At 71.3% G+C, this 12577-nt stretch carries 12 protein-coding genes; 3 read left to right on the plus strand and 9 right to left on the minus strand.

Annotated features, from left to right (window positions below; translation table 11 throughout):
- Nucleotides 1–12: 12 nt before the first annotated feature.
- Genes BH708_RS17855 through BH708_RS17870 form a run of 4 tightly spaced genes read right to left on the minus strand, consistent with a single transcriptional unit; the run spans nucleotide 13 to nucleotide 4031 of the window.
- On the minus strand, nucleotides 13–843 hold the full coding sequence (locus BH708_RS17855) for an energy-coupling factor transporter transmembrane protein EcfT (protein WP_076810316.1): 831 nt from the start codon (nucleotides 841–843) through the stop codon (nucleotides 13–15).
- Nucleotides 840–2612 (minus strand): ABC transporter ATP-binding protein, encoded by a 1773-nt coding sequence (locus tag BH708_RS17860; protein ID WP_076810317.1) that lies wholly within the window; start codon nucleotides 2610–2612, stop codon nucleotides 840–842. The genes BH708_RS17855 and BH708_RS17860 overlap by 4 nt, the downstream gene beginning before the upstream one ends.
- Nucleotides 2609–3163: an ECF-type riboflavin transporter substrate-binding protein gene (locus BH708_RS17865; RefSeq protein ID WP_076810318.1), complete on the minus strand. Its 555-nt coding sequence runs from the start codon at nucleotides 3161–3163 to the stop codon at nucleotides 2609–2611. Before BH708_RS17865 ends, BH708_RS17860 begins: the two co-directional genes overlap by 4 nt.
- Nucleotides 3164–3191: 28 nt before the next feature.
- Nucleotides 3192–4031 (minus strand): S-adenosyl-l-methionine hydroxide adenosyltransferase family protein, encoded by an 840-nt coding sequence (locus tag BH708_RS17870; RefSeq protein WP_076810319.1) that lies wholly within the window; start codon nucleotides 4029–4031, stop codon nucleotides 3192–3194.
- Nucleotides 4032–4169: 138 nt separating this feature from the next.
- Between BH708_RS17870 and BH708_RS17875 the strand changes: the two genes are divergently transcribed.
- The gene (locus BH708_RS17875) at nucleotides 4170–4985 is read left to right on the plus strand and encodes an endonuclease/exonuclease/phosphatase family protein (protein ID WP_076810320.1); all 816 of its coding nucleotides are present in this window, start codon (nucleotides 4170–4172) and stop codon (nucleotides 4983–4985) included.
- A 55-nt stretch (nucleotides 4986–5040) separates the two neighbouring features.
- Here BH708_RS17875 and BH708_RS17880 read toward each other — a convergent pair whose 3' ends face one another.
- Nucleotides 5041–6051, minus strand: a complete 1011-nt coding sequence (locus BH708_RS17880) for an LLM class flavin-dependent oxidoreductase (RefSeq protein ID WP_076810321.1) — start codon at nucleotides 6049–6051, stop codon at nucleotides 5041–5043.
- Between the two features lie 106 nt (nucleotides 6052–6157).
- On the opposite strand from BH708_RS17880, the gene BH708_RS17885 reads away from it, so the two are divergent.
- Complete coding sequence (locus tag BH708_RS17885; protein WP_076810322.1) at nucleotides 6158–7126, plus strand: MsnO8 family LLM class oxidoreductase; 969 nt, start codon at nucleotides 6158–6160, stop codon at nucleotides 7124–7126.
- Between the two features lie 223 nt (nucleotides 7127–7349).
- Here the strand turns inward: BH708_RS17885 and BH708_RS17890 are convergent, their stop codons facing one another.
- From BH708_RS17890 to BH708_RS17905, 4 genes are all read right to left on the minus strand, one after another.
- Nucleotides 7350–8750 carry an FAD-binding oxidoreductase gene (locus BH708_RS17890; RefSeq protein WP_076810323.1) on the minus strand — a complete coding sequence of 467 codons (1401 nt, stop codon included), beginning with the start codon at nucleotides 8748–8750 and terminating at the stop codon, nucleotides 7350–7352.
- A 39-nt stretch (nucleotides 8751–8789) separates the two neighbouring features.
- Entirely contained in the window at nucleotides 8790–9371 is a 582-nt protein-coding gene (locus BH708_RS20170) for a hypothetical protein (protein WP_076810324.1), read from the minus strand.
- A gap of 67 nt (nucleotides 9372–9438) precedes the next feature.
- Nucleotides 9439–10422 (minus strand): cation diffusion facilitator family transporter, encoded by a 984-nt coding sequence (locus BH708_RS17900; RefSeq protein ID WP_076810325.1) that lies wholly within the window; start codon nucleotides 10420–10422, stop codon nucleotides 9439–9441.
- A complete protein-coding gene (locus tag BH708_RS17905; RefSeq protein ID WP_076810326.1) occupies nucleotides 10419–10784 on the minus strand; it encodes a helix-turn-helix transcriptional regulator in 366 nt (121 codons plus the stop codon). Before BH708_RS17905 ends, BH708_RS17900 begins: the two co-directional genes overlap by 4 nt.
- Nucleotides 10785–11019: 235 nt before the next feature.
- Between BH708_RS17905 and BH708_RS17910 the strand changes: the two genes are divergently transcribed.
- The gene (locus tag BH708_RS17910; RefSeq protein WP_076810327.1) at nucleotides 11020–12573 is read left to right on the plus strand and encodes a long-chain fatty acid--CoA ligase; all 1554 of its coding nucleotides are present in this window, start codon (nucleotides 11020–11022) and stop codon (nucleotides 12571–12573) included.
- The last annotated feature ends 4 nt before the right edge of the window (nucleotides 12574–12577 follow it).

Raw genomic sequence — 12577 nt, forward strand, 5'->3', positions numbered from 1 at the left:
CGGGGCCGCTCGTCACACGAAGGGATTCCAGAACCGCCCGTCGTCGACGACGAGCAGGAGGACGGGGACGGCGACCAGCAGGACGGCCATCCCGATCACGAGCATGTCCGGGACCTGCAGCCGCGAATGCACGAACCACGTGCGACCCTTCCCGCGCCCGAAGCCTCGCAGCTCCATCGCGGCGGAGACCGACTCGATGCGGTCGAAGGTGCCCAGCAGCAGCGGCGTCAGCACCGAGGTGAGGTTCCGGATCCGCAGGCGCAGGTCCACGTCACCCGTGGTGTCCAGGCCGCGCGCCTGCTGCGCCTGGGAGATGGTGCGGAACTCCCGCTGCACATCGGGGATGTATCGCAGGGCCAGGGAGACAGCGTAGGCGATCCGGTAGGGGACTCCGATCCTGGCCAGCGAGGAGGCGAATTCCGGAGGCCGGGTGGTGGCCACGAACAGGAGCACCGAGGGCAGCACCGCGACGTACTTGAGCGTCACGGCAAGCTGGTAGAACAGCTGCTCCGCGGTGACGTCCCAGTGCCAGGGGCCGTCCATGAGCACGTGGCGGGTGCCGAACAGCTCGCTGCCGTACCCGGGGGCGAACAGGAAGATGCCGATGTTGTTCAGGGCCGCGAACACCACGATGAACCACAGGACGACGGCGAGGTCCCGCGCCCGCACCCTCGACAGGCCCCACAGCACGATCGAGCCCACGGAGACCGCCGCCAGGTAGCGCACGTCGAATCCGATCATCGCCCCGAGCACGACACCGAGGGACAGGCCGAGCTTCGAGACGCCCGACAGCGCGTGGAGAGGACCGGGGCGATCGACGTAACCGAGCACCGGGTCGGTCATGTCGCTTCCGCCCGAGCCGCACGGTCGGTCGCGATGAAGCGGTGCACGAGGGTCCTGGCGTCGGTGATCCCGCACCGACGGGCGAGGGCGTGCAGCCCGGTCGTCACGAGGTCCGCAGAAGCGGCGAGCTCCGGATCGGTGAGCACGGCGGCCGGGTGCTGGTCGGCCAGCAGTCGGCCCCCGGAGAGCACCAGCACCCGCTCGGTGTGCTCGAGGGCGAGATGCATGTCGTGGGTGATCAGCACGATGGTGGTCCCGGCCTGATGCAGGGACCTCAGAAAGCGCATGAACTCGGAGTAATGGGCGAAGTCCTGTCCGGCGGTGGGCTCGTCGAGGATCAGCACGTCGGGCTCCAGGGCGAGCACCGCGGCGATGCTCACGCGCTTCTTCTGCCCGTGGCTGAGAGCGGAGATCGGCCAGGAGCGGAACGGGGTCAGCCCGCAAGCCGTCAGCACGGTGGTGGTGCGCCGGGCGATCTCGTCCTCCGCGATGTCGCGAGCGCGCAGGCCGAGGACGATCTCTTCGGTGACCTGGGGTCGGGAGAGCATCTGACCGGGCTCCTGCAGCACGAAGCCGACCTGCTCGCCGCGCTCGGCGAGGCTCCACCCGTGTGCGTCGACCCCACCGATGGTCAGCGTCCCACCGGTGAGCTCCTCGAATCCGCAGATCACACGGGCGAGGGTGGATTTTCCGGCGCCGTTGGAGCCGAGCACCCCGAGCATCTCGCCGCGGGACACGGAGGCGGTGACGTCCTCGAGGGCGACGCGGGTGCGTTCCGGCCCGAGGGGGAGCTCGCAGCGCACCTGGTGCAGGTCCAAGGCGGCGGGGGCGGCGTCGGTGGGCGGTGCGGCCGGTCCCTGGTCCTCCGCGCAGGCCGCGACCCACTCCCGGACGGCGCCGATCTGCTCCTCGGTCAGGTCGATGTCCTCACTGCGCTGAGGATGCTGCGCGGCGGTGACCGGGGTGCCGGCATACCGCAAGGCGGCCACGTGCAGGGGCGGGCGGATGCCGTGCTGCTCCAGCAGCCCCGAGGCGAGGATCTCCTCGGGGGCGGCATCGGCGATGATGCGGCCCTGATCCATCACCACGATCCGGTCGACGTCGCGGTGCAGCACGTCCTCGAGGCGGTGCTCCACCAGGACCACGGTCCGACCGCCGTCGCGGTGGAGATCGTCGATCAGCTCGACGGCGGCGCGCCCGGCCGCCGGGTCCAGGTTCGCCAGCGGTTCGTCCAGCAGCAGCACCTCGACGTCGTCCACCAGCACTCCAGCGATCGCGACACGCTGCTTCTGCCCGCCGGAGAGGTCCTGCGGGGCGTCGCCGAGGCGATCGGGGATCCCGGCCGACTCCGCGGCGCGGGTGATCCGCGCGGGCATCTCTCCGCGGGGGACCTGCTGGTTCTCGAGGCTGAAGGCGATGTCCTCGGCCACGGTGAGCCCGACGAACTGGCTGTTGCTGTCCTGCAGCACGGTGCCGACCACGGCGGCGGTCTCCACCAGCGGCACCGCGGACGGATCCGTGCCCGCCACGCGGACGGTGCCGGTCGCGGTACCGCGGTGGTGATGGGGGATCAGCCCGTTGATCACGCTGAGGAGGGTGGACTTCCCGGAGCCGGAGGCGCCGACTATCGCGATCTTCTCCCCTCGGCGCACCGTGAGGTCGATGTCGTGCAGGGTCGGCTCGGCCTGTGCCCGGTACTGGAAGGAGTAGCCGGACAGGTCGATCAGCGGGGTGTCGTCCCCCTCTGGTCGTGGTCGCCGCGTGGTCACTGGCCGAGGCTCAGCGACCCGGTCCTGGTGCGGGTCCGAGCGTAGATCGACAGGATGATGGTCCCGAGGACGCATGCGGTGATCGTGTTCGAGGCGAAGGCGAACGCCCCCTGCACCCAGACCTTGGTGGCGGGCTCGGAGTAGATCAGCACGTCCCCGAGCGGCGCGATGAGCAGCCAGGCGAGGAGGTTCGCGGCGATCACCGCGAGGCAGAAGCGGGCCGCGACCGCACGGCCGAACTCGCCGTCGGCGATCGCGTGCTTCAGCAGGAGGAGCCCGACGACCAGCCCGAACACGCCGGAGGCCAGCTCCCAGCTGATCCAGACGCCGTAGCCGGTGACGTCGACGAGCAGATGACCGATGAAGCCGGCCAGAGCACCGACGAGGGGGCCGTACAGGACGGCGAACACCGCGAGGATCGCGTACTGGATGTTGATCGAGGTGTTGGGCACGGGGGTCGGGATCGCCGCGAAGCGGCCGAGTACGAAGAAGACGGCGGCGCCGATGCCGATGGCGACCACCTGGGTGACGGGGGAGTGGGTGCGGTTCATGAGACGTCCTTCGGAGGGAGAGGGGCGGTCAGCGCACCGGCACCAGGGTCACGCGCCAGGAGGCGCCGGTGCCGAGCGAGAAAGCGCGGGCGTAGTGGCCACGGTTGATGGCGATCGCCATCCGGTCCAGGGAGTTCACGTACAGCAGGGACTCGCCGACCTCGACGGCGGCGAAGCTGCGCGCGTAGGTGACCTGTGCGGCGTGCACGACCGTGTCGTGGTGATGGACGCGCACGGTGACGCGATCGCCGGGGGAGACGTCGAGTTCGGCGAAGAGAGGGCGGGGGATCGAGGTCCAGAGCGAGCCGTAGCGCACGTCGAGCGTGTCGATGGTGCCGACGACCGTGTCCTGCGAGCGGGCCGGCGCCGTGATCGGCAGCCGCACCATCTGCTCTCGGTCGAGCTCGGGCCCGATGTCGTCGACGTCGGTGGCGCCGGAGGCGAGCCGAGCGCCCGTGAACGCGTAGATGTCGCGGCCGTGGAAGGTGTAGGACTCCTCGGAGCCCGGGCGGCGATGGCGGGTCTCGTCGATCTCCCGCAGCGCGGTGATCTCGAAGATGTCCTCGAGATGGGTCAGCGTCCCATTGTCGGGAGTGACCACGTAGTGGCCGGTGGCGGTGCGAGCGACCACGGACAGCCGGGAGGAGCCGACGCCGGGATCGACCACGGAGACGAAGACGGTGCCCTCGGGCCAGTACTGCAGCACCTGGGCGAGGCGGTACGAGCCCTCCCAGATGTCGTAGGGCGGGATGTTGTGGGTGACGTCGTGGATGCGCAGTGTGGGGTCGACGCCGACGGCGACGCCGTACATCGCGCTGACCGCGCCGTCGTCGAGCCCGAAATCGGACTGCAGGACCAGAGCACTCATGGGGGCAGTATGCGCCGACAGGGGGGCGTCGCACCCGGAGGTCCGACACGTGGCGTCGATTCGGGACACAGGCCCCGGCCCGGGCCGTGCGTCCGCGGCGACCGTGCGACCGCGGCGGCCGTGCGACAGGATAGGGACATGAGGACCACCGAGGAACGCCTGCCCACCGCCCTGCGACTGCTCACCCAGAACATCCGTCAGCACCGGGCGGAGACCCGCCCCGGCCAGAGCGACCACTGGGGAGATCGAGCTCCGGTGCTGGTGGACCTGCTGCACGCGGCCGATGCCGACGTGGTCGGCACCCAGGAGGTGCTGCCCTCCCAGATCGCGACGCTCGACGAGGCCCTCGGGGCGACCCATCTGCGGCTCGGCTTCGGACGCGACGGCGGTGGACGCGGGGAGCACAACCTGCTGTTCCTGCGCCGGGAGCGCTTCGAGGTGCTCGACTGGGACCAGTTCTGGCTCTCCGAGCAGCCTGCATTGATGGGCTCGGTGGGTTGGGACGCCCACTGCCCCCGCATCGCGGTATGGGCGAGGGTGCGGGACCTCCTCGCCGGCGGGGAGCTGGTTCTGGCCGTCACCCACCTCGACCATGCCGGTCATCTCGCCCGGGAGAGGGGCGCCGGGGTCATCGCGCAGCGACTGACGGAGGCGGCCGACGGCGCACCGGTGGTGCTGATGGGCGACTTCAACGCCGCCGGCGGGCAGAGCATCCCGTGGCGCGTGCTGCGCGACGCCGGCTTCGAGGACGCGCACGAGGTCGCCGGCGTCCACGAGGGGGAGGACATCGGCACCTTCCCGGACTACGGGCCGCCGGCGGTCGGCGGGGAGCGGATCGACTGGATCCTCACCCGCGATCTGGCCGTGGACTCTTACGCCGCCTCGGTCCCGGAGCTGGACGGCAGGGTCGCGAGCGACCACGCGACCCTCACCGCGACGGTCACCGCGCGCTGAGCGGGCTCCCGGGTCGGCGCCGTCAGCCGCCCAGCGGCTTCACGGGTCGGCGCGGTCAGCCGCCCAGTCCCCAGGCCTCGGCCAGCAGCTCCAGCCCCTTGATCCGGTCGGAGGGATCGTAGTAATAGGCCGTCAGGATGAGCTCGTCGGCGTCGGTCGCCTCGACGATCTCCTCCAGCTGGCGCACCACGGTCGCGGGGGAGCCGACGGCCTTGATCGACAGCGTCTGGTCGACCTGCTGGACCAGGTGATCGGCAGCGATCTCCTCGATGGGCCGGGGCGGCTGGATCTTCTGCCGCTGGCCGGTGACGACGCCCAGGAACATCTGCTGGAGCGTGGAGAAGTGGCGCTGTGCCTCCTCGTCCGTCTCGGCGACCACCAGGTTCACCCCGACCATGGTGCGGGGCTTCTCGATCTGGGCCGTGGACGCCCCGGCATCGAAGTTCTCGCGATAGGCCTGCAGGGCGTGCAGGTACTGGAACGGCGCGAAGTGCGAGGCGACGGAGAAGGGCATCCCCAGCTGCGCGGCGAGGCGGGCGCCGTTGGCGGTCGAGCCAAGGATCCACATCGGCACCTCGGTGCCGCGGGCGACGTCGGCGGAGATCGGGAGGCCGCCGGTGGACTCCTCGCGCGACCAGTCCCGCATCTGCTCGACCGCCGCGACGAAGGCCTGCGGCTCCGCCGAGGTGCGGGCCAGCAGCTGCGCGGTCAGCTGGTCGGTGCCCGGCGCTCGGCCGAGACCCAGGTCGATGCGGTCTCCGTGGAACTGCACCAGGGTGCCGAACTGCTCGATCACGCTCAGCGGGGAGTGGTTGGGCAGCATGATGCCGCCGGAGCCGACGCGGATCCGCTCGGTCATCGAGGCCGCGCGGTCGATCAGCAGCGAGGTGGCGCTCGAGGCGAGCGAGTTGGTGTTGTGGTGCTCGGCGAACCAGTAGCGCTCGTAGCCGAGACGGTCGGCGGCCTGCGCACCGTCCATGGAGGCGGTGATCGCCTCCCGGGTGCTCATTCCTTCGGAGATCGAGACGAGATCCAGGATCGACAGGGGGACATGCGGTGCGCTCATGCTCGTCAGGCTATCGGCGCGGAGCGCTCGCGGGTCGCGCCGAGGATGAGACGTTCTCGACCTCCCAGCAGGGAAGATCCTGGCAGACGTCCGCGTTGATCACGGCATGAGGCTCTCCCTGCTCGACCGCTCCCGCACGCGTCGGGGCCAGGCCGAGTCAGCGGCCCTGGAGCACTCCGTCCAGCGGGCGATCGCCACCGAGCAGCAGGGATACCACCGGTTCTGGGTGGCTGAGCACCACGCCGTGCCGGGCATCGCGAGCGGCTCCCCGGCGGTGCTGCTGAGCGCGATCGGTGCCCGCACCGCCCGGATCCGCCTCGGCTCCGGTGGCGTGATGCTCCCCAATCACCGGCCGCTCGTGGTCGCCGAGCAGTTCCGCATGCTCGAGGCGCTGTACCCCGGCCGCATCGACCTGGGCCTGGGACGCTCCCTCGGCTTCACCGCCCCGGTGCGCGAGGCCCTCGGGCGCCTGGAGGCCGATCCGGCTTCCTTCGGCCAGGAGATCACCGAGGTGCGCGATCATCTCGAGGGCACCGCGCCCCTCACCGCCCGCCCGGACGACGACGGCGAGGTGCCGCTGTTCGTGCTCGCCACGGGCAGCGGGATGGAGACGGCAGCCGCGCTCGGCCTGCCCGTGGTGATCGGCGGCCCGATCCTGGACGCCCCGGAGCTGTCGGCACGGCTCACCGCCTACCGCCGCGCGTTCCGTCCGCACCGCGGCAGCGTCGCGCAGATCATCGCGTCCGTGGACGCGCTCATCGCCGACACCGACGCCGAGGCCCGCGAGCTCGCGCTGCCGGAGATCTGGGCGATGGCCCGTTCCCGCAGCACCGGGGTGTTCGGCGCGCTCGAGCCGCCCGCCGACATCCGTGCGGCGAGGTGGGAGACCCCGGAGCGCCGCCGCGTCGAGAAGGGACTGGCGACCACGGTCGCCGGCACCGCGGACGCCGTGCGGCGCCGCCTCGAGCGGATCGCCGAGCGCACCGGCGCCGAGGAGATCCTCTCGACCGGCTCGACCTACGACCGCGCCGCGCTCGCGGACTCCGACGCCCGCCTGGCGGCGCTGCTGCGCTGAGCGGCGGGCCTGAGCTGCTCACCGGAGCTGCTCATCCGATGCCCACTGCGACGCGAGCGGAGCCACGAGATGTCGACCGAGGTGAACACCCGGGACTGCGACAACGGGGACACGGGCACGAGCACGATTGTCCTGATCCAGGTGCGACGAATGGCCGGATGACATCCCGCGGTCCCGTCGTCGACCGTGCGGACGGCGTCCTCACGAGGCGCCCTCGGCTGTCTCACAGCGCCTTGCCGGGATTGAGCAGGTGCTGCGGATCGAAGGCCTCCTTCACCCGGTGCTGCAGGGCCCGGGAGGCGGGGGACAGCTCGAGATCGAGCCAGCCGCGCTTGGAGGTGCCGATGCCGTGCTCGCCGCTGATCGTGCCGCCGAGGTCCAGCGCCGTGCGGACCAGTTCGTCGGCCGCGGCGAGGATCGCAGGGGGCAGCTGACCGGAGGGGTTCTCCGGGACGCCGGGCAGCGAGAAGGAAGGATGAAGATTGCCGTCCCCCGCATGGGCGACGGCGGAGGTGCGCACGTCGTGGCGCCGGCCGATCGCCTCCAACTCGGTGAGCAGCTCCGCCAGGCGGGACTTCGGCACCGCCACGTCCTCGCCCAGGCGCGCCCGGCCGCCCCCGGCGGCTCGGCTGGAGCGGCGCAGCTCCCACAGCCGCTCCGCCTCCGCGGCGTCCTCGATCGCATGCACGGCCGCGCCCGCGCCGGCGAGGGCGGCCACCAGGTCGCGCGTCTGCTCCTCGACGCCGTAGCCGTCGAGCTCGACCAGCAGCATCGCGCCGTCACCCTCGGCGATCCGCGACCCGGTGTGCGCATCGATGTCGGCGAGGGTGCCCGCGTCCAGCAGCTCGGTGGCGGCCGGGCGCACGGGGCTGCGGGAGATCGCGCCCACCCCCGCAGCGGCGGCCGACGCCGACTCGAAGCGGGCCAGCACCGTGCGGCGGGCGACCGGGAGCGGACGGATCCGCACGGTGGCGGCCACCACCACGGCCAGGGTGCCCTCGGACCCGATCAGCAGCTGGGTGAGGTCGAGCCCCGTCACGCCCTTGATCGAGCGGTGGCCGGTGCGCAGCAGCGTGCCGTCGGCCAGCACGACCTCGAGGCCGAGCACGGACTCGCGGGTCACCCCGTATTTCGCGCAGTGCAGGCCACCGGCGTTGGTGGCGATGTTGCCGCCGATCGTGGAGATCCCGACGCTGGCCGGGTCCGGGGCGTAGAAGAAGCCGTGCGGGGCCAGGGCCGCGGAGAGATCGGAGGTGATCACCCCGGCCTCGACGACGGCGACCTCGTCCAGCGGGTCGATCTCGCGGATGGTGCTCAGGCGCTCCAGGCCGAGGACGATCGCCCCGTCCGTGGGGACCGCGCCGCCGGAGAGGCCCGAGCCGGCGCCCCGGGGCACGACGGGCGTGGTGGTCTCGTGCGCCCGGCGCAGCGTGGTCCGCACCCCCTCGACATCGTGGGGGAGGACCAGCACGAATCGGTGGTCCGGCGCGCCCGGGACGGCCCGGTCCCCGCCGTAGCGAGCCTCGACGACCGTGGGCACTGCGTCCTCGCCGAGCTCTGCGCGCAGACGGACGGCGAGGTCATCGAGGGCCCGGGCGGGACCGGAGGAGTCGGTGCGGGTCACGAGTGCTCCTGGTGTGTCCTGGTCACGGGCCGGCAGAGGTCAGTACCCGGCTGAGCGGTACCCGTCGAACGCCGCCCGCCGCGCCCCGTACTGTGCGTGCGCGGCGCCGTGCTGCGCATACTCCGCGCGCACGCGGTCGTTGTGGCCGGAGGCGGCCAGGCAGCCCCAGATGATGCTCGCGATCCAGACCGGGACCCCTGCCAGGGGTGCCAGGGCCACCAGGAACGCCCCGAGCCCGAAGGTCGCCAGGGTGATCAGTCCGATCACCACACCGGCCAGCAGCGCGATCCCGAGCGTGATCCCCAGCAGGATCAGGGCCCCGGCGACGGTCGAGTAGAACATTCCGAACGGGCCGAAGAAGAAGGTCAGCACGAAGGCCACGCCCACGCTCTTCTCCGGCGGCGGCGGGACGGGCGGCGGCCCGGCGGCGTGCGGCGGCCACGGCGGTGCGGCATAGGGCTGCAGGGGAGCCTGCTGAGGCTGCTGCGGTCCGGCGGTCCCGGCCGGTGGATCGTCGGTGCGCGCGTCGGGATCGACGGACCCGGTGGGGACCAGCTCCCCGGGGATCACGGGCCCGTGCGCCGGCGAGCGGTCCTGGTCGTGCTGCGGCACGTGATGCATCGCTCCCCCTGATCGGCCCGGTGTGGCTCGCTCATCGTAAGCTCCGGGGCCGACGTCTCGGAGGTACTCAGGTCTTCGGCGGCCGCGTCGGGTCGTGCTCCCCGTCGTGGATCGGCACGTGCGCCGCAGGGATGTCCTCGTAGCTGGCCGGGTCGGAGATCGGCTCGAGGTGGGTGAGCACCCGCAGCGAGGGCAGCGCGCCTCGCAGCTCGTCCTCGAGGCCCTCGATGTAGTCGTGGCCGTGCTTGACCGTCCACTCGTCGGGCACCAGCACGTGCACGCTCATGAACCGCTCCTGCCCGGCCTCACGGGTCTGCAGGCCGTGGAAGGTGGTGCTCCCCTCGTCGGTGCGGCGGCGCAGGATCTCGGTGATCACCGCGTGGTCGCCGTCCGGCAGCGCCTTGTCGAGCAGACCGGAGACCGACTCCGAGAGCAGGCCGATCCCGGTGACGATGATGTTCACCCCGACGGCGAAGGCCACGAGCGCATCGAGCCGCTCCCACCCGGTCAGGGCCACCAGGCCCACCCCGATCAGCACCCCCGCGCTGGTGACCACGTCGGTCATCAGGTGCTTGCCGTCCGCGCGCAGGGTGATCGAGTTGTGCCGCTTCCCGGCGCGCATCAGGACCAAGGCGACGACGCCGTTGAGCACCGAGGAGATGACCAGGATGACCAGCCCGATGCCGAGGTTCTCCAGCGGGCGCGGGTTCACGAACCGCTCCACGGCGGTGACCAGGATGACCGCGGCGGCCACGAAGATCATCAGGCCTTCGACGGCGGCCGAGAAGTACTCCGCCTTCGCTCGGCCGTAGAGGAAGCGCTCGGTGGCAGGGCGGGCGGCGACGGTCAGCGCGACCAGGGCGACGACCGCCGCCACCAGGTTCACCGTCGACTCGGCGGCGTCGGAGAGCAGCCCGACGGAGCCCGTCATCGCCCATGCCGCCGTCTTCAGGACGATCGTGGCGATGGCGGTGGCGATCGAGAGCCAGGCGAACTTGCGCAGATCGACCGTCGCAGCCGCGGCAGGGGAATCGGAGCGCGAGGCAGTCATGCGCGGAGGTCCTTCAGCGGGGGATCGGGGGCGAGGGTGCCGTCGGGGGCGATGTGCTCGAAGATCTGCTCGACCAGGGACAGCACGTGCGGGTCGTCCACGGTGTAGTAGCTGTGCCGCCCCTCGCGGCGCGCGGAGACCACCCCGGCAAGACGCAGCTTGGACAGGTGCTGACTGGTCGTGGGCAAGCTGAGGCCGACGTGCGCGGCGAGCTGGCCGACGTCGTAGCGACCGGAGCTCATGCGCCACATCAGGTGCAGCCGCGCGGGGCTGGCCAGCATGGCGAAGGTGTCGGACGCCGCGGCGAGCTGCAGCTCCGTGGGCTCCTCGACCGGACCGCCGGGGGTCTGTTCGTCGTCCATGCCCTCGATCCTCTCCCAATTTTCGCAGTTGCGCAAGAGACGAAACGTGGATGTGACATGGACGAGCTGTGACACGGACACGCTGCGAGATGGACGAGCTGCGCGGATTCGCCGGGGCACGGAGCTCGGTGCGTCGCGACCGCATCCCGCGCAGTTCCCGGAATCCATCGCGGGACGCGGGCGCTGCTCCTATCGTGAGCAGGCAGCGTGACATCGTCGTCCGAAGGAGCCCGCCATGTACAACCTCTCCCTCGTGCTGGAGGACAGCGCCCGGACCGCTCCGGACCATCCGGCGCTCGTCCTCGGTGATCTGACCCTCAGCTACTCGCAGGTTGACGCGGCGGCGAACCAGGTCGCGAATCTGCTGGTCTCCCTCGGGGTGGCCCCCGGGGACCGGGTCGCGCTCACCTGCCCCAACCTGCCGCAGTTCCCGATCATCTACTTCGGGATCCTCAAGGCCGGCGGCGTGGTGGTGCCGATGAACGTCCTGAACAAGGCCCGTGAGGTCACCTACTATCTCGACGACTCCGCGGCGACGGTCTTCTTCTGCTTCGAAGGCAGTGAGGACCTGCCGATCGGACGGTACGGGTACGACGGGGCGACCACCGCGGCCGCGCCGCCCCATCTGATCCTGATCACGGCGGACGCGTCGGCCGCCATCCCTGTCGAGGGTGTGCCCACCCTCGCCGAGTCCCTCGCCCGGATGCCCACCACCTTCGAGACCGTGCAGGCTCGCGAGACCGACACCGCCGTGATCCTCTACACCTCGGGCACCACGGGGCGGCCCAAGGGAGCTGAGCTCAGCCACTCCAACCAGCTGATGAACGCTCTGACCTGCAACCGGCTCTTCCGCTCCGCGCCCGGGACGGATACGCATCTGGTGGCGCTGCCTCTGTTCCACACCTTCGGTGCGACGGTGGACATGAACGCCGGGTTCTCGATGGGCGCGACCCTGGTGCTGCTGCCCCGCTTCGAGGCCCAGCAGGCGCTGGATCTGCTGGTCCGCCACCGCGTGACCCGCTTCGCGGGCGTGCCTACGATGTGGTGGGGCCTGCTGCACGCCCTCGAGAACGGGGCCGACCCCCGCGGCCTCTCCGAGCACCTGCGCCTCGGCGTCTCCGGCGGGGCCCCGCTGCCGGTCGAGATCCTCGAGACCGTGCGCGAGCGGCTCGGGGTCTCGATCATGGAGGGCTACGGGCTCTCGGAGACCTCGCCCGTGGCCAGCTTCTCCCTGGCCGAGACGCCGCGGCCCGGCTCCATCGGGATGCCGGTCTGGGGCGTCGAGATGCGCCTGATCGATCCCGCCGACCCGGACTGGACGGAGATCACCGAGCCCGGTGTGGTGGGCGAGCTGGCCGTCCGCGGCCACAACGTGATGAGCGGATACCTGAACCGTCCCGAGGAGACGGCGGCGGTGATGCGCGAGGGCTGGTTCCGCACCGGCGACCTGGCGCGGAAGGACGAGGAGGGCTTCTACTACGTCGTCGACCGCTCGAAGGACATGATCGTGCGCGGGGGATACAACGTGTATCCGCGCGAGCTCGAGGAGGTGCTCATCTCCCACCCGCAGGTCTCGCTCGCCGCGGTCGTCGGGGTCAGCGACGAGCGCGTCGGCGAGGAGGTCAAGGCCTACGTCATCCTCGAGGACGACGCGAGCGTGACCGCCGAGGAGCTGCGCGCCTGGGGCGCGGAGCAGATGGCGGCCTACAAGTATCCGCGCGAGGTGGTGATCGTCGAGGAGCTGCCGATGACCTCGACCGGCAAGATCCTCAAGCGCGAGCTGCGCTGAGGGT

It is taken from the genome of Brachybacterium sp. P6-10-X1 (assembly GCF_001969445.1).
Lineage (GTDB): Bacteria > Actinomycetota > Actinomycetes > Actinomycetales > Dermabacteraceae > Brachybacterium.

Excerpts from the sequence above, each read along its gene's own strand:
- BH708_RS20170 (WP_076810324.1), bottom strand. The coding sequence starts at position 9,371 with ATGCATCACGTGCCGCAGCACGACCAGGACCGCTCGCCGGCGCACGGG.
- BH708_RS17865 (WP_076810318.1), bottom strand. The coding sequence starts at position 3,163 with ATGAACCGCACCCACTCCCCCGTCACCCAGGTGGTCGCCATCGGCATC.
- BH708_RS17910 (WP_076810327.1), top strand. The coding sequence starts at position 11,020 with ATGTACAACCTCTCCCTCGTGCTGGAGGACAGCGCCCGGACCGCTCCG.
- BH708_RS17880 (WP_076810321.1), bottom strand. The coding sequence starts at position 6,051 with ATGAGCGCACCGCATGTCCCCCTGTCGATCCTGGATCTCGTCTCGATC.
- BH708_RS17870 (WP_076810319.1), bottom strand. The coding sequence starts at position 4,031 with ATGAGTGCTCTGGTCCTGCAGTCCGATTTCGGGCTCGACGACGGCGCG.
- BH708_RS17900 (WP_076810325.1), bottom strand. The coding sequence starts at position 10,422 with ATGACTGCCTCGCGCTCCGATTCCCCTGCCGCGGCTGCGACGGTCGAT.
- BH708_RS17905 (WP_076810326.1), bottom strand. The coding sequence starts at position 10,784 with ATGGACGACGAACAGACCCCCGGCGGTCCGGTCGAGGAGCCCACGGAG.
- BH708_RS17855 (WP_076810316.1), bottom strand. The coding sequence starts at position 843 with ATGACCGACCCGGTGCTCGGTTACGTCGATCGCCCCGGTCCTCTCCAC.
- BH708_RS17875 (WP_076810320.1), top strand. The coding sequence starts at position 4,170 with ATGAGGACCACCGAGGAACGCCTGCCCACCGCCCTGCGACTGCTCACC.
- BH708_RS17885 (WP_076810322.1), top strand. The coding sequence starts at position 6,158 with ATGAGGCTCTCCCTGCTCGACCGCTCCCGCACGCGTCGGGGCCAGGCC.